The sequence below is a fragment of the Neisseria sp. P0016.S008 genome (genome assembly GCF_051957775.1).
GTDB lineage: Bacteria > Pseudomonadota > Gammaproteobacteria > Burkholderiales > Neisseriaceae > Neisseria > Neisseria flavescens_B.
In genome coordinates this window covers 1-21,908 of sequence record NZ_JBQCWB010000012.1, presented here as the reverse complement: position 1 = coordinate 21,908, position 21,908 = coordinate 1, and the positions used below count along the sequence as shown (strand labels likewise).

17 protein-coding genes and 1 tRNA gene are annotated in these 21,908 nt (G+C 48.2%); 8 read left to right on the top strand and 10 right to left on the bottom strand.

Going from position 1 to position 21,908, the window contains the following annotated elements; translation table 11 throughout:
• Nucleotides 1–165: 165 nt before the first annotated feature.
• Nucleotides 166–1,083 carry a homoserine kinase gene (gene thrB, locus ACTHS8_RS10565; RefSeq protein ID WP_063075654.1) on the top strand — a complete coding sequence of 306 codons (918 nt, stop codon included), beginning with the start codon at nucleotides 166–168 and terminating at the stop codon, nucleotides 1,081–1,083.
• A gap of 42 nt (nucleotides 1,084–1,125) precedes the next feature.
• Here the strand turns inward: thrB and ACTHS8_RS10560 are convergent, their stop codons facing one another.
• The 4 genes from ACTHS8_RS10560 to ACTHS8_RS10545 all read right to left on the bottom strand — a co-directional run bounded on the left by ACTHS8_RS10560 (nucleotide 1,126) and on the right by ACTHS8_RS10545 (nucleotide 6,117).
• Nucleotides 1,126–2,652: a DHA2 family efflux MFS transporter permease subunit gene (locus ACTHS8_RS10560; protein WP_440373685.1), complete on the bottom strand. Its 1,527-nt coding sequence runs from the start codon at nucleotides 2,650–2,652 to the stop codon at nucleotides 1,126–1,128.
• Between the two features lie 101 nt (nucleotides 2,653–2,753).
• Nucleotides 2,754–3,944, bottom strand: a complete 1,191-nt coding sequence (locus ACTHS8_RS10555) for an HlyD family secretion protein (protein WP_440373684.1) — start codon at nucleotides 3,942–3,944, stop codon at nucleotides 2,754–2,756.
• A gap of 222 nt (nucleotides 3,945–4,166) precedes the next feature.
• A complete protein-coding gene (locus ACTHS8_RS10550; protein WP_250580772.1) occupies nucleotides 4,167–5,573 on the bottom strand; it encodes an efflux transporter outer membrane subunit in 1,407 nt (468 codons plus the stop codon).
• A gap of 49 nt (nucleotides 5,574–5,622) precedes the next feature.
• Nucleotides 5,623–6,117, bottom strand: a complete 495-nt coding sequence (locus ACTHS8_RS10545; protein ID WP_004521040.1) for a MarR family transcriptional regulator — start codon at nucleotides 6,115–6,117, stop codon at nucleotides 5,623–5,625.
• A gap of 296 nt (nucleotides 6,118–6,413) precedes the next feature.
• On the opposite strand from ACTHS8_RS10545, the gene ACTHS8_RS10540 reads away from it, so the two are divergent.
• Nucleotides 6,414–7,295 carry a prephenate dehydrogenase gene (locus ACTHS8_RS10540; protein WP_440373683.1) on the top strand — a complete coding sequence of 294 codons (882 nt, stop codon included), beginning with the start codon at nucleotides 6,414–6,416 and terminating at the stop codon, nucleotides 7,293–7,295.
• A 107-nt stretch (nucleotides 7,296–7,402) separates the two neighbouring features.
• Here the strand turns inward: ACTHS8_RS10540 and hisD are convergent, their stop codons facing one another.
• The 4 genes from hisD to ACTHS8_RS10520 all read right to left on the bottom strand — a co-directional run bounded on the left by hisD (nucleotide 7,403) and on the right by ACTHS8_RS10520 (nucleotide 10,938).
• Nucleotides 7,403–8,695 (bottom strand): histidinol dehydrogenase, encoded by a 1,293-nt coding sequence (gene hisD / locus ACTHS8_RS10535; RefSeq protein ID WP_440373682.1) that lies wholly within the window; start codon nucleotides 8,693–8,695, stop codon nucleotides 7,403–7,405.
• A 71-nt stretch (nucleotides 8,696–8,766) separates the two neighbouring features.
• Nucleotides 8,767–9,492 carry an oxygen-insensitive NADPH nitroreductase gene (gene nfsA / locus ACTHS8_RS10530; RefSeq protein ID WP_440373681.1) on the bottom strand — a complete coding sequence of 242 codons (726 nt, stop codon included), beginning with the start codon at nucleotides 9,490–9,492 and terminating at the stop codon, nucleotides 8,767–8,769.
• Nucleotides 9,493–9,540: 48 nt separating this feature from the next.
• Nucleotides 9,541–10,194 (bottom strand): ATP phosphoribosyltransferase, encoded by a 654-nt coding sequence (hisG, locus tag ACTHS8_RS10525; protein ID WP_440373680.1) that lies wholly within the window; start codon nucleotides 10,192–10,194, stop codon nucleotides 9,541–9,543.
• A gap of 81 nt (nucleotides 10,195–10,275) precedes the next feature.
• Nucleotides 10,276–10,938, bottom strand: a complete 663-nt coding sequence (locus tag ACTHS8_RS10520) for an SCO family protein (RefSeq protein WP_003680035.1) — start codon at nucleotides 10,936–10,938, stop codon at nucleotides 10,276–10,278.
• 284 nt (nucleotides 10,939–11,222) lie between these two features.
• Here ACTHS8_RS10520 and ACTHS8_RS10515 point away from each other — a divergent pair.
• The 6 genes from ACTHS8_RS10515 (at nucleotide 11,223) to porB (ending at nucleotide 16,875) form a co-directional block, all read left to right on the top strand.
• A tRNA-Leu gene (locus ACTHS8_RS10515) sits at nucleotides 11,223–11,307 on the top strand.
• A 388-nt stretch (nucleotides 11,308–11,695) separates the two neighbouring features.
• The gene (ilvB, locus tag ACTHS8_RS10510) at nucleotides 11,696–13,423 is read left to right on the top strand and encodes a biosynthetic-type acetolactate synthase large subunit (RefSeq protein ID WP_440373679.1); all 1,728 of its coding nucleotides are present in this window, start codon (nucleotides 11,696–11,698) and stop codon (nucleotides 13,421–13,423) included.
• Between the two features lie 10 nt (nucleotides 13,424–13,433).
• Complete coding sequence (gene ilvN / locus ACTHS8_RS10505) at nucleotides 13,434–13,925, top strand: acetolactate synthase small subunit (protein WP_003685820.1); 492 nt, start codon at nucleotides 13,434–13,436, stop codon at nucleotides 13,923–13,925.
• 65 nt (nucleotides 13,926–13,990) lie between these two features.
• Nucleotides 13,991–14,284 (top strand): putative quinol monooxygenase, encoded by a 294-nt coding sequence (locus tag ACTHS8_RS10500; protein WP_440373678.1) that lies wholly within the window; start codon nucleotides 13,991–13,993, stop codon nucleotides 14,282–14,284.
• Nucleotides 14,285–14,345: 61 nt separating this feature from the next.
• A complete protein-coding gene (gene ilvC, locus ACTHS8_RS10495) occupies nucleotides 14,346–15,359 on the top strand; it encodes a ketol-acid reductoisomerase (RefSeq protein ID WP_003680040.1) in 1,014 nt (337 codons plus the stop codon).
• A gap of 388 nt (nucleotides 15,360–15,747) precedes the next feature.
• Nucleotides 15,748–16,875 (top strand): trimeric porin PorB, encoded by a 1,128-nt coding sequence (gene porB / locus ACTHS8_RS10490; RefSeq protein WP_049323760.1) that lies wholly within the window; start codon nucleotides 15,748–15,750, stop codon nucleotides 16,873–16,875.
• A gap of 186 nt (nucleotides 16,876–17,061) precedes the next feature.
• Here porB and pepN read toward each other — a convergent pair whose 3' ends face one another.
• Together pepN and ACTHS8_RS10480 are read right to left on the bottom strand one after the other, a co-directional pair.
• Nucleotides 17,062–19,683, bottom strand: a complete 2,622-nt coding sequence (gene pepN / locus ACTHS8_RS10485) for an aminopeptidase N (protein WP_440373677.1) — start codon at nucleotides 19,681–19,683, stop codon at nucleotides 17,062–17,064.
• Nucleotides 19,684–19,838: 155 nt separating this feature from the next.
• A partial coding sequence (locus ACTHS8_RS10480) for a YadA family autotransporter adhesin (RefSeq protein ID WP_440373676.1) occupies nucleotides 19,839–21,908 on the bottom strand: 2,070 nt, incomplete at its 5' end.

The following is a 21,908-nucleotide window of genomic DNA, read 5'->3' as shown; positions in this document are numbered from 1 at the left end:
ACCTTCCTACGCTATCCATACATACAAAAAACACAAAACAAAGGCCGTCTGAATTGCTCTTTCAGACGGCCTTTTGAATTTGATCTTCGCTTTAATTTATATTGTTGGCGCTTGTTTTTTGGTATGATGTTTCCTTGATTCTTTTATATTAGCCTCGAGTTTGCTATGTCTGTCTATACCAGTGTTTCCGACGCTCAAATGCGTGACTTCCTTCTGCAATATGATTTGGGAGATTTTGTTTCTTTGCAGGGGATTGCTCAAGGAATTACTAATAGTAATTATTTTTTGACAACTTCAACGGGTCGTTATGTATTGACTGTTTTTGAGGTTTTAAAATCAGAGGAACTGCCTTTCTTTCTAGAACTAAACCAGCATTTGAGTCTGAATGGCGTTGCCTGCGCTGCTCCGATTGCTCGTAAAGATGGCGGACTGCATTCTATTTTGGCCGGAAAACCGGCTTGTTTGGTTACTTGTTTGAATGGATCAGATACCGGCTGGCCAACCGAAGCTCAATGTTTTCATACCGGTGCAATGCTGGCTAAAATGCATTTAGCCGGTCAAGACTTTCCTTTAAAAATGAAAAATCCTCGTTATGATGACTGGTGGCACGATGCCTGCACTCAGTTGCTGCCTGTTTTAGATTCTGAGGATGCCGCACTGCTTCAATCTGAAATTGCTGCTTTAGATGAAAATCTGGGAGAGCATTTGCCTTCCGGTATTATCCATGCCGATTTATTTAAGGACAACGTATTGCTTAATGGAGATGAAGTTTCCGGCTTTATCGATTTCTATTATGCGTGTAACGGTAACTTTATGTACGACCTGGCAATTGCGGTTAACGATTGGGCACGAACAGCTGATAACAAATTAGACCCCGTACTTTATGATGCCTTTATTCATGGCTACGAAAGCGTACGTCCTTTATCTGATGAAGAACGCGCGTATTTCCCTACTGCACAAAGAGCCGGATGTATTCGTTTTTGGGTATCGCGCCTGCTCGATTTTCATTTCCCTCAATCAGGAGAAATGACGTTTATTAAAGATCCGAATGCATTTAGGGATCTGCTCTTGAGTCTTAAATAATATATAGAGAAAAGGCCGTCTGAAATTCAGACGGCCTTTTCTCTAATGCCCTCCCCCGCCAGAACCACTAAACGGAGGTCTTGCCAACCAAATAATGGGGATCATGCTGATGAATATGATACTGCCTGCCAAGAAGATTTCATTTGAGCCAATAATAAAGCCTTGTTGGGAAATGGTGCTATTTATCGCCACCAAAGCCTGTTCCTTGCTCAAGCCATTGGCCATCATGCCTTGAATAGATTGGTTGCTAATTGAGGACAATAAGTTAACATGTTCGGTCAGTTGAGTATGATGCAAAGCTTCGCGTCGTTCCCACATGGTGCTGACAACCGATACTCCGACACCGCCCATAAAGACACGCAAGAAGTTAGACAAGCTACTGGCCGAGGCAATTTGATTGCCTTTCATATGCGACAAGGTAATGCTGGTCAAAGGCAGGAAGAACATGGCTACGCCTAAACCCTGCCAAAACTGTGGCCAAACGACATTGCTCATATCCATACCGGCATAGAAATCGGTTCGCCAATGGAATGTGTAAGCAAACACCAAGAAGCTGGCGCTGACAAACAGACGCATATCGACGCGATTGCCGAACTTACCGATAATCGGCGACAGAATAATCGGCAGGAAGCCCACCGGTGCAGCAGCCAGACCTGCCCAAGTAGCGGTATAGCCGAGATTTGATTGCAACACCAAAGGCAGCAGGGTCAATGTGCCCATATAGACCATAAAGCCCAACGATGTAGCAACGACGCCTATTATGAAGTTTCTATTTTTAAACAATGACAAATCGACAATCGGGTATTTCTCGCCCAGCTCCCAAACAATAAAATATGTCAGAAATACCAAAGCAGTAACACCCAAAACGATAATCTCTCCCGAGGCAAACCAGTCCAACTCCTTGCCCCTATCAAGCATCATTTGCAATGCACCGATACCGACAATCATCAACACCAGCCCGACATAATCGATTGGCGCCCTGACGATTTCAGTTTCCCTGTGTCTAAGCTGCTTCCAAGCAATAGTTGCAGACAAAATCCCGATCGGGATATTGATAAAGAAAATCCATCCCCAATGCCAGTTGTCCGAGATCCAACCGCCCAAAATCGGCCCCAATACAGGGGCAACAACGACGGTCATTGCCCATAAGGCCAGTGCCAATGTTCGTTTTTCTGGCGGATAGGAAGCCATTAACAGACTTTGGGACAAGGGAATCAATGGTCCGGCGATAAAGCCTTGCAATACACGGAAAAAAACCAAGGCTTGAAGATTATGTGCAATGCCACACAGCCATGACATTACGACAAACCCGATCACGGCAGCGATAAAGATTTTGACCTCGCCAAACCGCTTGGCCAAAAAACCCGTCAAGGGGACGGAAATGGCATTGGCTACGGCAAATGAGGTAATCACCCAAGTTCCCTGCGTGGTAGCCGCACCCAAATCCCCTGCAATAACTGGCACGGCGACATTGGCGATGGTACTGTCCAAGACTTCCATAAATACGGCCAAGCTGAGCGCCAAAGTTGCCAACACCAGCTTAAACCCTTGTAACGGCGGATAATTCATATTTTTAAACTATAAGACAACCGCCAAAGCGGTCGATTGAAGAGAATCAATATTTCAGACGGCCTGAGCCTTCAATAAAAGACTCAGGCCGTCTGAAAAGATTATTTTGCGTATTGCTCGAAGATTTTATCGACTAAAGCATCGGCGGCTTTCCAATCCACACTTTCCGTTTCCGGCAATGTAGTGTTTCGCTCTGCTTCGGCAATCATCGCTTTACCGCTGCCCTTCTCGGCAATATCGACTTTAACAGTCATCGACAAACCGACACGGAGCGGATTTTGTTGCAATTCTTTAGCATCCAAACTGATACGCACCGGCACACGTTGTACAACTTTAATCCAGTTGCCCGTTGCGTTTTGCGCCGGCAGTAATGAGAACGCACTGCCCGTACCGGCCGACAATCCCATTACCTTGCCATGGTAAACCACTTTACTGCCGTACAAATCGGCTGTCATTTCAACAGGCTGGCCGATTTTCATTTTGCGCAGTTGCGATTCTTTAAAGTTGGCATCCACCCACAATTCAGACAGGGGCACAACGGCCATCATCGGCGTACCTTGTGCGATACGTTGGCCGACTTGGACATTGCGTTTGGCAATTTGGCCGCTAATCGGCGAACGGATTTGCGTACGTTGCAGGTTCAGCCAAGCGTCTTTGATGTGGCTGATGGCCGTCTGAACTGCCGGTTGTTGGCGCAGAGGAATATTGTTGCCCAACGCTGCCTGAGCAGAAACTTCTTCTGCCTCAACCGCTTTCAATGCAGCCTGAGCCTGAACCACAGCAGCACGGGCATGGCTGAGTTCTTCGCCGGAAACCGCTTCCGTACCCGCCAAAGATTCACGGCGGCGCAAATCGGCTTGCGCACGGGCCAAATCGGCTTTGCGTAACAACACTTGCGCTTTGGCTTTTGAATTGACCGCAGTTTGCTGTTTGTTTTGACGGATGGCCTGAATCAATTCATTTTGCGCACGATCGTATGCCAGCTGAAAATCGCTGTCGTCCAAAGCCACCAAAACATCGCCTTTTTTCACGACATCCGTATCGTCATACATGACTTTGCGCACCGTGCCGTTTACCTGCGGCGTAATCATCACCAAATGACCGGCCACATAAGCATCTTCCGTTTCTTCTTCATGCTGCCAAAACAGGAAATACGCCAAAGCAACTACAGCTGCCGTAATAAGGAATAGGAGTGTAACGATAACCAAATTGCGTTTGCGATGCGTTTTAGCGCCGGAAGCGGCTACTTCCGTTTCATTTTGGACATTATTTTTTTCTGATTGAGTATCCATAAGTCCCAACTTTAATTTTGCACATGTGATAACGATATTATTGTCTTACTGGGCGCTGACTTATACCATCAGCCCCAATACGCGCGTTTAACGCGCTAAAGAGTCATATTCTATAGTTACACTCTATTCATTACAATAATTTCTTCCGGTAGCAAATGTAAATAAGGTAAGCAAAAGGCCGTCTGAAATTACTTTCAGACGGCCTACGTTTTGATAAAACGTTTATTTCTTATTTAATTTAAAGCCTCCGCCCAACTGGGCATTGAGGTTACTCCAAGCTGTCAGATATTCTGCATGGTATTGAACTGCCGACATTTTCGTACGCACAGCTTCATCTTGTTTTTGCAAGGCGCTCAAGCCGTTATCCAAACCTGCACGAACACGTCCTTTTGCATTTTGTGCAGATTTATCGGCAATATTGACCATCTTGTTCCAAGTATCTTGTCGGCTTTTCAGGCTTTGATAGTCGACTACAGCATCTGCCGCCGAACGCATGGCGTTCAAAACGGTTTGGTCATACACGGCAACCTGCTCGTTATACTGGGCACGTTTGCCCGCCAATTTGGATTGCAGCGCGCCGGAGGTGAACAATGGCAGATTCAAAGCCGGAACAATGCCCAACATACCGGATGTCCGTCCGCGAATAAGATTGAACGCATCAATATGCGTCATACCTGCTAAAACTTTTAATTCGATATTCGGGTAAAACTCTGCTTCGGTCGATTTGACGATATGCCATTTCTCTTCAAGCAAAGCTTTTTGCGCCGCGATATCGGGGCGGGCCGCCAGTAAATCCGCTTCAATACGGCTAACCGGCAATGAAGGCACAGCCGCCATTTTTTCCGGAACCTGTCCATTCAATGCACCCGGTACACGGCCGGTCAATACAGCCAAACTGTTGCGGATTTTCTCATTTTTCTGAGTCCATGCCGATTTTTCAAGCTGTAATTGTTGTTGCGCCATTTCCAGAGCGTGCAAGGCATCGGCAGGAGCCAGCTGCGCTTTAACGCGTTGTTGCATCAGTTTCAATGCCTTATCCGCTAACTCTATGCGCGTATCTAGCAGCGCCAGTTGTTCTGTCGCCATCTGCCACGCAAAATATTGGGCGGCAACAGCATGAGCCAGCTCAGTGCGGACATGCTGCGCTTCATATACCGCTGCCCGGCTTTTTCCCAAAACGGCTTGAATCTGCTCTCGGTTTTTACCCCAAAAGTCAAAAACCAAGCTGCCTTGCAAGGCTGCGTTCGCCAAAACCAATGTATGGTCGGTATCAACCATACCGGCTTGAGGTTTGGGTGAAACATAAGCACCTAGACCTGTAACGCCCAAGCCGACTTGTGGTTTGTTTGCGGCTCCTACAACGCCCAGCTGCGCCTGAGCCTGCTCAAACCTTGCCTTGACGACACGCAGATTGGTGGACGTCTGAATGGCGGAAGCAATCAAATTGTTTAATTTTTTATCTTTCAGCTTCATCCACCAGCCGTCTTGGGCAGTAGCGGCAGATTGGCCTTGCGGCAGCGGATAGGCTGTTGTCTCATCCAAAGGCGACTGCTTGCCGAACGGTGCACATGCCACCAACAGCGAAACAGCAGCAACACATACGCTTGATTTGACCAAACCTAATTTCATACAGACTCCGTTTATGTGTGCCTGCCGCAGACCATCAGGCCGTCTGTTGTCAATTGCCCAAACGGTTCAACAGTTTACCCAACAGGTGTTGCAGCGTATCATAATCCTCTTTCGTGAAATCTTCCCACGCCTGACCGCTCTGACGGGCAATTTGCGGCCATACTTCGTGGATGAAGGTCTCACCCGAAGGGGTCAATTTTAGCACAATCTGACGACGGTCTTTTTGATTGATATAACGCTCTACCCAGCCGCGTTCAACCATGTCGTCCGACAGGCGTGTCGCACTGGTGCGCGTCAAGTCCATCAGGTCGCTCAAGCGCGAAGGCAGGATTTCGCTGTTCGGGCTGACGTAAACCGCCATCAGGGAAAACCACAGATTTTCATTGATGCCAAACGCTTTCAGGTTTTCGTTCAAATGGCTGCTCAAACGTTCGGTTACGATGCGTAACATGCGGGATACTTGGTTTTGCTGCTCCGGAAACTGCGGCAGACGGGTAGAAAGCAAACGCATTGCATTGACTAATTCGGTTTGTGAAAAACTCATAAATTCCTTCTTTCTGAGTGAGTTATTTTATTCGATATCAATCAAAATAAAATATGATGTAATAATTTACTTTAAGATACCAATTACTTACTTTAAGACGTTATACTAATTCAGATGATTATTTTAGTGTATGAAAATCTGATAATCGGTTACATGGTCCTACTAAACGGAGTTTTCTATGCCTAAATCATGAAAATTCGACCATAAAAAAGGCCGTCTGAAACCTTAATGACAACTTTCAGACGACCTCCATAACGGATTAAAATAAGCTTTTCCACTTGTACCGGATTCAAACCATGAACACTTCCGCCTTTTTCCCCCACATTACCCTTATCGGTGTCGGTTTAATCGGCGGTTCGTTCATGCTCGACCTCAAACGCTTGGGACTGGTGCAAACCGTTACTGGCATCGACACCAATGCCGACAACCTCAATTACGCACTCGAATGCGGCATCATCGACCATGCCTATACGAATATTTGTGCCGAAAGCATCGGCAATGCCGATTTAGTTTTGATTGCCACGCCAGTCTCCGCCCTGCCTGACGTATGCCGCGACATCAAGCCCTTCTTAAAAGACACCGCCTGCGTTTCCGATGTCGGCAGCACCAAACAATCGGCACTCAATGCCTTCCGCACCCACTTATCCGACCGCCTGCCGCAATGTTTTGCCGCCCACCCGATAGCCGGCTCGGACCAAAGCGGCGCAAAATCCGCGCGTTGCGGCTTGTTTCAAAACAGCCGACTTATCATTACGCTACACGGACAAGAGGTTTCAGACGGCCTGAGACGGCTGAAAAGCCTGTGGCAGGCGGTTGGTTCGCAAATTTCAACCATGAGCGCCGAAGAACACGACAATATTTTTGCCGCCGTTTCCCACTTGCCGCACTTGGCCGCCTTTGCCTATGTCCACGCTTTGGTTGACCATCCGCACGGCAAAGACTATCTCCCCTATGCCGCCACCGGCTTTCGCGACTTTACCCGCATCGCTTCCAGCCATCCGGCCGTTTGGACAGACATCTGCATGGCCAACCGCCCTGCCCTGCTCAAACTGACCAGTGATTTGAAAGAACAATTATCCAAATTGGAACAGCTCCTTTTAGACGGCAACAAAACCGAGCTTTACCGCTATTTTGAAGAAGCCGCACAAATGCGTAATGACTGGCTGAAAAACCGTTAAACCTGTTTTCAGACGGCCTGATACCTTCTCAGCTAAAATCTTCATCACAATAAAAAGGGCATCTGTTTAGATGCCCTTTTAGATTTCTTACGACTTTAACATTTCACTCAGTCTTTCAAACGGAACTCAGCCGCTCTGGCGTGCGCGGTCAAGCTTTCGCCATGCGCCAACACACTGGCGGTTTTGCCCAATTTCTGTGCACCTTGTTCTGAAACCTGAATCAGACTGGAGCGTTTTTGGAAATCATATGTTCCCAAAGGAGAAGAGAAACGCGCCGTGCGGCTGGTCGGCAAAACGTGGTTGGGGCCTGCGCAATAGTCGCCCAGGCTTTCACTGGTATAGCGTCCCATGAAAATAGCGCCGGCATGGCGGATTTTTTTCGCCCACTCTTGCGGATTCTCAACCGACAGCTCTAAGTGTTCGGGAGAAATATAGTTGGCAATTTCGCAGGCTTCGTCCAAGTCTTTAGCCAAAATCATTGCACCGCGGTTGCCCAATGAAGCTTCAATAATCGCACGGCGCGGCATGGTTTCAATCAGGCGGTTCATGGCCGTCTGAACTTCGTCCAAATACGTTTGAGAAGTACCGATCAAAATTGCTTGTGCAATTTCATCGTGTTCCGCCTGACTGAACAAATCCATGGCCACCCAATCGGCAGGCGTCGTGCCATCGGCAATCACCAAAATTTCAGACGGCCCTGCCACCATATCGATACCGACCACGCCGAACACGCGTCGTTTTGCCGCGGCGACAAAAGCATTGCCCGGGCCGGTAATCTTATCGACTTGAGGCACAGATTCCGTACCATAAGCCAAAGCCGCAACCGCCTGAGCGCCGCCGACCGTAAACACTTTAGTCACACCAGCCACAAAAGCAGCCGCCAACACGATATCGTTGCGCTCGCCTTTCGGAGTGGGAACGACCATGATGATTTCTTTCACGCCGGCAACGTGGGCAGGCATGGCGTTCATGATGACGGAACTCGGATAAGCGGCTTTACCGCCCGGAACATAAATACCGACACGGTCAAGCGGCGTAATCTGTTGGCCCAAAAGCGTGCCGTCTTCATCTTCGTAAGTCCACGACTCCATTTTTTGGTGTTTATGGTAGCTTTCCACCCGTCGCGCGGCTGTTTTCAAGGCCGTCTGAATATTTTCAGGCAAACGCTCAAACGCAGACTGCAAATCGTCTTGTGTCAGGATTAAATCGTCGATGGTTTGAGCGGATGTGCCGTCAAAGCGGTTGGTGTATTCAATCAGCGCCGCATCGCCGCGTTTTTGAACATCGGCGCAGATATCGGCAACAATACGGTCGATTTCAGGGTTTTGCGCGGTTTCAAAAGCGAGTAATGCTTTGAGTTCGGCTTGAAAATCAGGGGATTGGGTGTCGAGTTTCTTCATGGTTTGCTCTCTTCCTTGTTTCGTTCCTATTGTTTTCAGACGGCCTCAGCCACACATAGGCCGTCTGAATATTATCTTTTCAAAAAACCTTTTTTCTGCAAAAACGCCAATATATGCGGCCGCACAGGATTGCCCAAGGTTTTGGCCAGCGATTCTTTCCAAGGTATCGGTCTTCCCTTGCGTAACTCATAATAATCCGCCACTGCCTGATTATAAGCTTCAACCGCATCGGCATTCAGGCTCGGACAGACGTTTTCGGCATAGACCATTTCCTTAGGCAGGCGCGGCTTGAGCGGTGGGTCTTGATCAGGATAACCGAGGCACAATCCCACCAAAGGCACGCAATAATCCGGCAGGTTCAACACATCCGACACTTTTTGCGCATTATTGCGCAACGCGCCGATATACACGCCGCCCAGCCCAAGCGATTCGGCGGCAAGCAATACGTTTTGCGCCATAATGCCTGCATCGACCGCGCCAATCAGGGTTACTTCCGCCCAATCAATTTGCGCATCGGGAAACATCGCCTTGTGTTTGGAAAAATCGATGCAAAACAATAAAAATTCCGCACAATGGACAATATAAGGTGCGCTTCCTGCCGCTTCATGTATCCCCTGCCTCAGCGCAAGATCGGATACGCGGATGATGGAAACGCATTGCAGGTTGTTGGAGGTCGAAGCCTGCTGCCCGGCGCGAACCAGCGTATTGAGGATTTCATCGGCAATCGGTTCGGAAGTAAACCTGCGGATGGAACGATGGGAAAGAATCGTATCGAGTGTCGGTTTGCTTTGCATCATGACGGGGCTTTCAAACTGGGTTGGCAGACAGTTTTTGCCAAAAACTTTTCAGACGGCCTTAGCGGCATTTTCAAATGCCTGAATAATCGGATTTAGCAGCGCATATTTGGTTTTCAAGGCAGCTTTGTTGACCACCAAACGGCTGGAAATATCAGCCACATGTTCCACAGCTTCCAAACCATTGGCCTTCAATGTATTGCCGCTAGAAACCAAATCGACAATCGCGTCGCTCAGACCGACCAAAGGCGCAAGCTCCATCGAACCGTACAGTTTGATGATGTCCACATGCACACCCTTGTCGGCAAAGTGTTCGGCGGCGATGTCGGGATATTTGGTGGCAATCCGCAAGCGGCTGCCAGGTTTGGACGCAGCGGCGTAATCACAACCTTTTTTCACCGCAACCATCATACGGCATGAAGCAATGTGCAAATCCAAAGGTTGATACAGGCCGTCTCCGCCATGCTCGATCAGCACGTCCTTACCGGCAATACCGAAATCCGCCGCACCATATTGCACATAAGTCGGCACATCGGTTGCGCGTACAATCACCAAACGGATATTGTCATGATTCGTACCAATAATCAGCTTGCGCGATTTTTCCGGCTCTTCAGCAGGCACAATACCGGCGGCGGCCAACAGCGGCAGGGTTTCCTCAAAAATTCGCCCCTTGGATAAAGCAATCGTTAAAAGTGTGTCGGTCATTTTTTCTTCTCCTTTGCCGTATCAAAAACAAGAAGGCCGTCTGAAATCCACAACCCATTTCAGACGGCCTCAACTACGGTTTTACAATAATGTTTTCACATCAGCCGCAATCGTTTCCGGCTCACTGCCATAAGGCGAGAAAATCGCCACTTCGCCGTTTTTATCAATCAAATATGCACCTGAAGAGTGGTCGACCAAATAGTTTTCGCTGTCTTCTTTTTGGTTTACTTTAGCCGATACCACACGGTATTGCTGTTTGATGACAGGCAGGCTTTGATCGCCAGTAGCTGTCAGGCCGATAAAATCAGGATTGAACTGTTTAGCATATTTGCCGATTACTTCAGGCGTATCGCGCTCAGGGTCGATGCTGACAAATACTACTTTCACGTCTTTAGCCTGATCGCCCAATTGTTTCAAAGTATCGCTGTAAGTCAGCAACTCGGTCGGGCATACGTCAGGACAGTGGGTATAACCGAAGGACAGGATAACCACTTTGCCTTTCAAATCGCTCAGGCTGAAAGGTTTGCCGTCGCCATCGGTCAATGTGAAATCGCCGCCAATGTCTTCTTTGCGCATATCGGTACCGCGCGCTTGCACTTTGGGCGCAGACTCACCGGAAGCAGCAGGTGCAGCAGAAGCGGCAGGTGTCGAAGAAGCCTCTTTGGCCTCCTCTTTAGGCTGACAAGCAGCCAGAGCAGCCAACGCAAAAGCACTGAGTAGGAAAGTTCGTGTGACGGAAAGCATAAATTTTCTCCAAAACCGTTTCAAATAAGTGAGGCCAAACAACCGCCCGGCCGATATAAAAACAAAACATCTTCATATTAACGCGTTTGACACATTAAATGTAGCCCTTTTTGCAGATAAATACTGCTTTTTTTGTTTTAAAAATCTGCCTTCCATTTAGATAGCCATCAAGCGTAAAAAGTTTAATTCATTAAAAATCAAACAAATATAAAAATAATCCAATTTTTTTTCAATTACTGCTTTACAAGATTCGAAAACTCGCTATAATGACGACTTCTTCGCTAGCCCAGGTGGCGAAATTGGTAGACGCAGGGGACTCAAAATCCCCCGCCGCAAGGTGTGTCGGTTCGAGTCCGACCCTGGGCACCAAATTAAAAAAACCTCTTGATTCAATCAAGAGGTTTTTTGCTATTTATCATTTGCAAAACCTTCTCCTTACTCAAACTGTCAACAATCTCCCCACATCAAGCTCAATAAAACTGTTTTTTTATTTCTTTAGAATCAAACGATAATCTATTTTTACTCCTTAAACGTTAAAAGATGAAAGATTTTGTCTTGCTTGTACAGTCGGATTGCGTTATCGTTTCTACTCTTTTTCACAAACTCTGTGTTTCTTCCCAATTGCTTGGATAGTCTGACTGTCATCGTATTCCCTCAGTGCGCGTACCCTAAATCGCTGCTTGGTGGAATTGCATTACAGGTGCTGTGGTGAGGCGGATTGTTCCTATTGGTTTGAAACCATATAAAAGAGGTCAATATGCAATTATCAGGCGCACAAATCATCGTGCAAAGTCTCAAAGCCGAAGGTGTCGAGTATGTATTCGGCTATCCGGGCGGCGCGGTTATCGAAATCTACGATGCCCTTTTCCAACTCAATAAATTCAAGCACATCCTGGTTCGCCACGAGCAGGCAGCCGTACATGCGGCAGATGCTTATGCCCGTGTCAGCGGCAAAGTCGGCGTTGCTTTGGTGACTTCCGGCCCAGGCGTGACCAATGCGCTGACCGGCATCGCCACTGCTTACAGCGACTCCATTCCGTTGGTAGTCATCAGCGGCCAGGTGGGCAACTCCCTCATCGGGACAGACGCATTCCAAGAAGTGGATACAGTCGGCATTACCCGCCCTTGTGTCAAACACAATTTCTTGGTAACCAATATCGCTGAGTTGGCAGACACCATCAAAAAAGCTTTCCAAATCGCCGCAAGCGGCCGTCCTGGTCCCGTTGTTGTCGATATTCCTAAAGATGTCACCCAAGCAATGGCTAAATTCAGCTATCCGCAAGAAGACATCTTCATCCGCTCTTACCAACCGGTTGTACAAGGCCACATCGGTCAAATCAAAAAAGCCGTACAAATGCTGGCTTCCGCCAAACGCCCTATTGTTTACTTCGGCGGCGGCGTGGTTTTGGGCAATGCCTCTGAGGAAATGACCAAATTTGTCCGCATGATCGGCGCTCCTTGTACCGGTACATTGATGGGCTTGGGTGCATACCCTTCTAGCGACCGCCAATTCTTGGGCATGCTAGGTATGCACGGTACTTACGAAGCCAACCTCGCCATGCAGAATGCAGACGTTGTACTGGCAATCGGTGCGCGCTTCGATGACCGCGTGATTTCCGTACCGTCCAAATTTTTTGAAAAAGCTAAAAAAATTATTCATATCGACGTTGACCCGTCCAGCATTGCCAAACGCGTCAAAGTGGATATCCCGATTGTCGGCGACGTGAAAAACGTATTGTCCGAAATGATTCAATTGTGGGGTAAGCAAGAATCTGCACCTGCAGCCGATTCATTGGATAAATGGTGGAAAAGCATTGAAGAATGGCGTTCGCGCAACTGCCTGTGGTTTGATAATGAAAGCGAAATCATCAAACCGCAATACGTCATTCAAAAACTGGCCGAAATCACCAATAATTCTGCCATTATTACTTCCGACGTTGGTCAACACCAAATGTTTACCGCCCAATATTATCCATTCGAGCGTCCTCGCCAATGGCTCAATTCCGGCGGTTTAGGCACAATGGGCGTCGGCTTGCCATATGCCATCGGTGCGAAACTGGCCGCTCCTGATCAAGATGTATTCTGTATCACCGGCGAAGGCTCGATTCAGATGAACATCCAAGAGCTGTCCACCTGCTTCCAATACCGCGTTCCGGTTAACGTCGTTACCCTGAACAACGGCTACCTCGGCATGGTCCGCCAATGGCAAGAACTTTATTACGGCAACCGTGAATCGGAAACCTATTTCGATTCATTGCCTGATTTTGTCAAACTGGCTGAAGCCTACGGCCATATCGGCATCCGTGTAGACAAGAAATCTGATGTAGAAGGCGCGTTGCTGGAAGCATTAAACCAAAAAGACCGTCTGGTATTCCTCGATTTCTTGACCGACAAGAAACAAAACGTACTGCCTATGGTCGGCAACGGCAAAGGCTTGGACGAGATGGTTCTGCCGCCGCATATGCGCGAAACATTGTCAGCGTAAGGAGAGAAAAATGCGACATATCTTATCTATTCTGATGGAAAACGAATCAGGTGCGATGAGCCGTGTGGTAGGTTTGTTCTCCGCACGCGATTACAACATCGACTCCCTGGCTGTTGCTCCAACCGAAGACAAAACCTTGTCTCGCATGACCATCGTTACCCATGGCGACGAACACGTAATCGAGCAAATCACCAAACAGCTCAACAAACTGATTGAAGTTATCAAAGTGGTCGATTTGAACGAAAGCCGTTTTGTCGAACGCGAGCTGATGTTGGTAAAAGTCCGCGCCGTCGGCAAAGACCGCGACGAATTCCTGCGATTGACCGAAATCTATCGCGGCAGCGTCATTGACGTAACAGACCGTAGCTACACCATCGAAATCACAGGTTCTACCGAAAAACTCGACTCTTTCCTTGAAACAGTCGGTCGCGCTCAAATTTTGGAAACCGTACGCACAGGCGCAGCCGGTATCGGTCGTGGCGAGCGTATTTTGAAAATTTAATGCTGTATCTTCAGACGACCTTTTACTTTCTACAAAGGCCGTCTGAAAAACAGTAGGAGACAAACATGTCAAGCATCCAAATCGTTGCATTAGTTACCGTCAAACCCGAATACACCGAGGCTCTGGCTGCCCAGTTTAAAGAATTGGTCAAAGCCAGCCGTGCAGAAGAAGGCAACATCAGCTACGACCTGCACCAAGAAATCGGCAAACCCAACCGTTTCGTATTCGTAGAAAGCTGGAAATCCCAAGCAGCTATTGACGAACACAATGCCAGCGAACATTTCCAAAACTTCGTCAAATCCATCGAAGGAAAAACCGAAGTATTGGAAATCGTCTTGATGAACCAAGTCCTCGCTTAAGCCCCTATTACTTTTAACTCAACCCGGATTATCCGGAACCCTCTTACACTAAGGAAATAAAATGCAAGTTTATTACGATAAAGACGCTGACCTTTCTCTGATCAAAGGCAAAACCGTTGCCATCATCGGTTACGGTTCACAAGGTCACGCACACGCAGCAAACCTGAAAGATTCCGGCGTAAATGTCGTAATCGGTCTGCGCCAAGGCGGCTCTTGGAAAAAAGCCGAAGCAGCCGGCCACGACGTGCGCACCGTTGCTGAAGCAACCAAAGCAGCCGACGTTGTAATGATTCTGTTGCCTGACGAAAACCAACCTATCGTATACAAAAACGAAATCGAGCCTAACTTGAAAGAAGGCGCAGTATTGGCGTTTGCCCACGGCTTCAACGTACACTACAACCAAATCGTACCTCGCGCCGACCTCGACGTTATCATGATCGCCCCTAAAGGCCCAGGCCACACCGTACGCAGCGAATTCCTGAAAGGCGGCGGCGTACCTTCCCTGATCGCCGTTTACCAAGATAAAAGTGGCAAAGCCAAAGACATCGCCCTGTCTTACGCAGCAGCCAACGGCGGCACTAAAGGCGGCGTAATCGAAACCAACTTCCGCGAAGAAACCGAAACCGACCTGTTTGGCGAACAAGCCGTATTGTGCGGCGGTGTGGTCGAGTTGATTAAAACCGGCTTTGAAACCCTGACCGAAGCAGGCTACGCGCCCGAAATGGCCTACTTCGAATGCCTGCATGAAATGAAGCTCATCGTTGACCTGATTTACGAAGGTGGCATTGCCAACATGAACTACTCCATTTCCAACAACGCGGAGTACGGCGAATACGTTACCGGTGTGGAAGTCATCAACGACAAATCCCGCGAGGCCATGCGCAATGCCCTCAAACGCATCCAAACCGGCGAATACGCCAAAATGTTCATCCAAGAAGGTGCCGTCAACTACGCCAGCATGACTGCTCGCCGCCGCCTGACTGCCGATCACCAAATCGAAAAAGTCGGCGCGCAACTGCGTTCCATGATGCCTTGGATTGCCAAAAACAAACTGGTTGACCAAGACAAAAACTAATCTGTCTTTCAAGCAAATGAAACCTGCCTGATCACTCAGGCAGGTTTTTTAGAATTTTAAAACCCAATACACTATAAACCTCACTCAACAAGGCCGTCTGAAAACAATATAAACGACATTTGATCCCCAACTTCAATAAGTCGTCTTTTATGGTTCTCCTAAAATTTCCTTTTAGAAAAACATATTACGAAATAAACAACTATTTCCCATACCTACTCTGTCTGTAAAAAACAACGTTTCCCAACAAGAATACGCCTAAAACAAGAGGAAAATTTGTTTTCTTAAGCCATAACCTTTATATTATGGTCATGGAATCGTTGAAATAGAACGATATCGTAATAAGAAGAACGAATGCTCGCTTCTTCACACTTAAAAAAGGAAAACAGCAATGAAAAAATCCCTGATTGCCCTGACTCTGGCGGCTCTGCCTGTTGCAGCTATGGCTGACGTGACTCTGTACGGTCAAATCAAAGCCGGCGTTGAAGTATCCAAAGTAAAATTGGGTGAACAAACTGCTGCTAAACTGGGTCATGAGAAAAGCTCTAAAACTGCTACTGAAATCGCTGACTTCGGTTCACGCATCGGCTTCAAAGGCCACGAACACTTGGGTAACAACCTGAATGCCATCTGGCAAGTTGAACAAAACACTTCTATCGCCGGTGGCGACAAAGAGTGGGCTTCTCGCGAATCTTTCATCGGTTTGGAAGGTGGCTTCGGTAAAGTTCGTGCCGGTAAATTGAACTCTACTGTTAAAGACTCTAGCGACAACGTTGACCAATGGGAAAGCAGCAACGGTGCTTTGAACATGTCTGTATTCACTCGTGTTGACGAACGCGCAGTATCTGTACGTTACGACAGCCCTGTATTCTCAGGCTTCAGCGCAAGCGTACAATACACTCCACGTGACAACGCTAACCCTTCTGACAAATACACTCACAACGACGCTACCCGTGACACTTACTACGCTGGCCTGAACTACGAAAACTCTGGTTTCTTCGGTCAATACGCTGGTGGTTTCCGTAAAAACGCCGTTTCTGAAAAAGACGGCCACGTACACCGTTTGGTAGGTGGTTACGATGCTAACAACCTGTTCGTATCTGTAGCCGGCCAATACGCTAAAAACTGGGAAACTTTGGGTGACTACGCCGAAGCCCAATCTAACGGTGTTGTAACTTCTGCTATGCGCGCTGCCGGTACTAACGCTTCTAACGTAGTATTTGGTACTGCTGCTGGCTTGGACAGCCGTCCTGCTGAAACTATCGAAGTTGCTGCTACTGCCGCTTACCGCGCTGGTAACGTGACTCCTCGCGTTTCTTACGCTCACGGCTTCAAAGCTAAAGTTGACGGCGAAAAACTGAAAGGCACTCAATACGACCAAGTTATCGTTGGTGCTGACTACGACTTCTCTAAACGCACTACTGCTCTGGTTTCTGCCGGCTGGTTGCGTGGTGCTGAGTCTGGCCCTCACAAAGTTGAAACCATCTCTGGTTTGGTTGGCCTGCGTCACAAATTCTAATCTTCGGATTAGTATGAAAAAGAGCCTGTTTTATGCAGGCTCTTTTTTTATTCTTATTTACTATTTTCAACGAAAATTAATTTAAGCGTTGATATATAAAAAGGCCGTCTGAAACTGATTGGTTTCAGACGGCCTTTAGTCTATCTACCCCTATTGCCAAATGACAATAAGGTCAACAGACAAGCTTTATTTTTCATTTAAAATCTTACCGACAATCTCGCCCACATCTTTGGACAAACCTTCTTGTGCATTAATGCGTTGCAACTCTTTGGTCATAATGGCTTTGCGGTTGGCTTCCAATTTGTTGCAGATGTTGAAAGCCTGCACCAGTCGGGCGGCAACTTGCGGATTAAAGCGGTCGATTTCCATCACTTTATCGGCTACAAAGCGGTAGCCGCTGCCGTCTTCTGCATGGAAGTGCGGAATATTACGACTGAAGCTCATCAATAAAGAACGAGCTTTATTCGGGTTTTCAATACTGAACTTAGGATGACTCAAGGCCGTCTGAACTTGCTGTAAAGTATCTTTGCGGCGACTTGAGGCAATCAGGGCAAAGTATTTGTCCATTACCAAAGCATCATCGGCGAATTTATCGGCAAATTGCGTCAACAAGCGATCGCGGATTTCGCTTTCATTGCTGTTGATTGCGGATAAGATACCCCATTCATGGGTCATGTTTTGCGCCATTGCTTCGTAATTCTCCGCAACGTGTTCGATATGCGCAGCGTCAGCACGAAGGATAAATGCCCTGCAAGCATTACGCAAAGTACGCCAGCCGGCCAATTCCGGGCTGTATTCATAACGAACAGCGGCATCTGCTTGATTTTCTTGCTCGGCAGCTTGACGGTTCAGCTCACGCCATTGAGGCAGGAACTTGACGGCAATGGCATTGAGCAAGGCTTCACGCGCCTGATGAACCTGAATCGGGTCAATATTTTCTTCTTCCGCCCATACATCGGTTTCAGACGGCATTTGCAGCAAAATGGCACGGAATGCCGGATCAAAGTCACCGGAAATTACCAAAGCCAAAGCGTCCATCAATGCTTTGTGTTCCGGCAAAGAACGGCCTTCCGCCAATGCCTGACGGTTGGCGTTAATGGCGCGATGATACAGGGTTTGAGCAGCTTCCCAGCGGGCAAACTCATTTTCATCTGCTGCCAGCAAAGTCGCCAATTCTTGCTCGCTGTATGGATAGTTCAGGGTAACCGGCGCAGAGAAATCACGCAACAGAGACGGGATAACCGGCCCATTGACGCCGCCCAATACAAAAGTCTGCTCGGCTTCAGTCAATACCAAAACCGCCTCTTTCACCCGTTTGCCTTGATATTCAAACTCAACTGCTTCGCCTTTTTCGTTCAGCAAACCGGTTTTGACCGGAATCATCATCGGCTGCTTGTCCGTCATATCGGGCGTAGCCGGAATAGTTTGTTTGATGGTCAATTCAAATGCACCATCTTTCAGACGGCCTTGAGCATCTAAAACCGGTGTACCGGCTTGGCTGTACCACAAGGCGAACTGATCAAGATTGATGCCGTTTGCGTCTGCCATTGCGGCACGGAAATCATCACAGGTCACAGCCTGTCCGTCGTGGCGTTGGAAATACAACTTCATGCCTTTTTGGAAGCCCTCTTCTCCGAGCAAGGTGTGATACATGCGCACTACTTCCGCACCTTTTTCATAGACGGTCATGGTGTAGAAGTTGTTCATCTCCTCATAGCTAGCCGGGCGGACAGGATGCGCAGTCGGGCCCGCATCTTCAGGGAATTGGAACAAGCGCAGCATACGGACATTGTCGATACGGCGTACCACGCGGCTGGCTCGGTCGCCGGAAAACTCTTGATCACGGAATACGGTCAAACCTTCTTTCAGCGACAATTGGAACCAATCACGGCAGGTCACGCGGTTGCCTGTCCAGTTGTGGAAATATTCGTGGCCGACAACAGATTCGATGCCTTCAAAGTCGGTATCGGTCGCAGTACGGCTATTGGCCAGCACAAACTTGGTGTTGAAAATATTCAAACCTTTGTTTTCCATAGCGCCCATATTGAAATCGCCCACGGCAACGACCATGAAAATATCCAAGTCGTATTCCAAACCGAAGCGTGTTTCGTCCCATTTCATCGCATTTTTCAACGATTCAACTGCAAAACCGACTTTAGGTTTGTCTGTCTCAGTGGTGTAGAACTCGATTTTGACCTTACGGCCGCCCATGGTCGTAAAATAATCTTCCGTTACCGCCAAATCGCCTGCCACCAAAGCAAAGAGATAGCTCGGTTTGGCAAACGGGTCTTCCCATTTCACCCAATGACGGCCGTCTGAAAACTCACCGCCATCGATTTTATTGCCGTTAGACAGCAACACCGGATAGCGTTTTTTGTCTGCAATAATAGTAGTGGTAAATTTAGACATGACATCCGGACGGTCGATGTAGAAGGTAATTTTGCGGAAACCTTCCGGTTCGCATTGGGTAAACAAATTGCCGCCGGAAGCATACAGACCCATCAGAGATTTGTTCTCAGCTGGTAGAATTTCGGTTTCCACTTCCAGCGTGAAGTTTTCAGACGGCACGCCGGCAATCGTGAGTTTTTCGTCTTCCAACACATAATCTACGGCCTTGTCGTTTACTTTCACTGACAGCAGTTTTGCCGAACCATCCAATACCAATGGCTCCCCTGCTCTTTCAGGTTGAACGGTCAGACTGGATTTGACGATGGTTTGCGGTTCTAAAATATCGAAATGCAGGTCGGTTTTCAGAATACGGTACGCTGGCGCGACGTAGTCTTTCAAATAATGGATGGTTTTGCTCATTTGTTCTCTTTCAGAGTCATGCGGTAAATAGATGAAGCATATCGTTTCAGATAGCCTAAATTCAAGTGTTTTCAGAAAAAAAGGCCGTCTGAAACCTAAAATTTCAGACGGCCTCCCTATTTAGGCAGCAAATCTAGTTGCCTGTCATTACCAACTTACCACTGATACAGCGCACCGGCACCGACACCGACATGACCGTCGGTATTGGCCGAGAAGTTGCCTTTGACAATCCAGTTGCCGCCGTCGCTCATCGCAGACACGCCGATGGCCATGGCAGACTGACCACCGTAGTAGCCGCTACCGACACCGATACCGGTCGCACCCGGACGGGTTACTTGAGGAATCGAGCCTTGGGCAATCGCACCGGCCACACCTGCGTAGGCTTTCTTGCCTACTTGGTTGATGTTGTTCTGCAACTCGGTACCCAAACCAATCAATTGGTTCACGTTTGCCGCGTCTGTACCGTCTTTACCCGGAGCCACGTTGGTAATGCGTTGGCCGCCGTTGTTCAGACCGACAGGAGACAATTTGACTTGGTTGTTCGGATTGTTTTCAGTCGGTGCAGCGATGGTTACGCCATCGTTGTTGACCACGGTATTGCCTGCAGTCAGACCGTCTTTGTTCAACGCAACTTTATCGCCGACTTTCACGCCGTCGTTATTCATCACAGTATTACCTGCTTTGAAGGTATCGGCATTCACTGTCTTCACGCTAATTTCGTCAGCCAACTTCAGTTGAGCACCACCGGCAACAGTTTCGCTGATGATGTTGCTGTCGCCTTTAACGTTGATGGTGTCACCCAACGCGTAGTTGTTGCTGCCGGTCGTACCGCCGAAGTTGATGCCTTTGGCGATAGTCGCAGCGTTGTTGGCTACGTTTTGGTTGGTTGCGTACAACTGGCTGCCGTTGACAGCATCTTTGCTGTTGGCATTGAGATCACCATCGGCTACGTTAGTAACTTTGTTACCCGCATTGTCCAAGCCGTCTTTAGTCAGGTTCACATCGCCTGCTTTCAAGCCGTCTTTATTCAATGCAACATTATCACCAACTTTCACACCATCATTGTTGACAGTGGTATCACCGGCTTTCACGCTGTCCACGTCCAAGTCTTTATCGGTAGCAACCTCATAAACAGTCTGACCTTTGTCGCCTATTTTTCCAGTCACAACGATGTTCTTACCTTGAACGACTTCAGTCTTAGACGCAGCCGCAGCTTGTTTCAGTTGAGAAACATTGACTGCATCGGTGTCATCCGTACCGGCCGCAACGTTGGTAATCTTGTTGCCGCCATTATTCAAGCCAGCCTTGGTCAGGTTCACATCGCCTGCTTTCAAGCCGTCTTTGTTCAATGCAACATCATCGCTGACTTTCACACCGTCATTATTCATCACGGTATCGCCTGCGGTAACACTGTCGACTTTCAGGTTTTTATCGGTAGCCACTTTGTAAATGGTTTGGCCATTGGCGCCGACATCCTGAGTAACAACAATGTTATCGCCTTGAACGACTTCGGTCTTAGCCGCAGCCGCAGCTTTGTTCAACTGAGCAACATTCACCGCATCAGTATCATTGGTACCGGCTGCAACGTTGGTAATCTTGTTGCCGCCGTTGTTCAAGCCGGCTTTAGTCAGGTTGACATCGCCAACTTTCACGCCGTCAGTATTGACGGTGGTATCGCCGGCTTTCACGCTGTCAACTGCCAAGTCTTTAGCCAATTTGACTTCCAACTTATCAGAGCCATTCGCTACAACACCGATATTGCCGTCTGAAAGTTTGGCTGCATCGGTTTGACCGCCAACAATATTCAGCTTCGTACCCGGTTTGCGTTCAACGTCTTTGCCACTGTCGCCGCCGAAAGTCAAAGGCAGATTGGCAGTTGCATTAACGGCTTTAATTGCATCGTGGATGTTGTTCTCACCAGTACCGCCAATATCGGTCATGCTGATGTTGCCGCCGTTATTGGCCGCATTGCCACCCAATACATTCACCAACTGATCTTGAGCCGCATTCAGCTGCTCTTCAGTCGCCGCACGTTTGCCTTGGGCAAAGTCGCTGCCGCCCAAAGTCGTATTGCTCAAGCCGCTGACTTCGCCTTTGTTGCCATCGATTTTCACCGGAGCCGCTTGACCAACATTCAACACATCGGCTAGTTTCAGCTGTGCACCACCGGCTACGGTTTCGCTGATGATGTTGCTGTCGCCTTTGACATTGATGGTGTCGCCCAA

What these genes read in the sequence shown, in the direction of transcription:
- hisG (WP_440373680.1), bottom strand. Translation starts at nt 10,194, where the DNA reads ATGACCGACACACTTTTAACGATTGCTTTATCCAAGGGGCGAATTTTT.
- ACTHS8_RS10555 (WP_440373684.1), bottom strand. Translation starts at nt 3,944, where the DNA reads ATGGATACTCAATCAGAAAAAAATAATGTCCAAAATGAAACGGAAGTA.
- hisD (WP_440373682.1), bottom strand. Translation starts at nt 8,695, where the DNA reads ATGAAGAAACTCGACACCCAATCCCCTGATTTTCAAGCCGAACTCAAA.
- pepN (WP_440373677.1), bottom strand. Translation starts at nt 19,683, where the DNA reads ATGAGCAAAACCATCCATTATTTGAAAGACTACGTCGCGCCAGCGTAC.
- ACTHS8_RS10560 (WP_440373685.1), bottom strand. Translation starts at nt 2,652, where the DNA reads ATGAATTATCCGCCGTTACAAGGGTTTAAGCTGGTGTTGGCAACTTTG.
- ACTHS8_RS10500 (WP_440373678.1), top strand. Translation starts at nt 13,991, where the DNA reads ATGTCAAGCATCCAAATCGTTGCATTAGTTACCGTCAAACCCGAATAC.
- ilvC (WP_003680040.1), top strand. Translation starts at nt 14,346, where the DNA reads ATGCAAGTTTATTACGATAAAGACGCTGACCTTTCTCTGATCAAAGGC.
- nfsA (WP_440373681.1), bottom strand. Translation starts at nt 9,492, where the DNA reads ATGATGCAAAGCAAACCGACACTCGATACGATTCTTTCCCATCGTTCC.
- ilvN (WP_003685820.1), top strand. Translation starts at nt 13,434, where the DNA reads ATGCGACATATCTTATCTATTCTGATGGAAAACGAATCAGGTGCGATG.
- ACTHS8_RS10520 (WP_003680035.1), bottom strand. Translation starts at nt 10,938, where the DNA reads ATGCTTTCCGTCACACGAACTTTCCTACTCAGTGCTTTTGCGTTGGCT.
- ACTHS8_RS10540 (WP_440373683.1), top strand. Translation starts at nt 6,414, where the DNA reads ATGAACACTTCCGCCTTTTTCCCCCACATTACCCTTATCGGTGTCGGT.
- ACTHS8_RS10550 (WP_250580772.1), bottom strand. Translation starts at nt 5,573, where the DNA reads ATGAAATTAGGTTTGGTCAAATCAAGCGTATGTGTTGCTGCTGTTTCG.
- porB (WP_049323760.1), top strand. Translation starts at nt 15,748, where the DNA reads ATGAAAAAATCCCTGATTGCCCTGACTCTGGCGGCTCTGCCTGTTGCA.
- ilvB (WP_440373679.1), top strand. Translation starts at nt 11,696, where the DNA reads ATGCAATTATCAGGCGCACAAATCATCGTGCAAAGTCTCAAAGCCGAA.
- thrB (WP_063075654.1), top strand. Translation starts at nt 166, where the DNA reads ATGTCTGTCTATACCAGTGTTTCCGACGCTCAAATGCGTGACTTCCTT.
- ACTHS8_RS10545 (WP_004521040.1), bottom strand. Translation starts at nt 6,117, where the DNA reads ATGAGTTTTTCACAAACCGAATTAGTCAATGCAATGCGTTTGCTTTCT.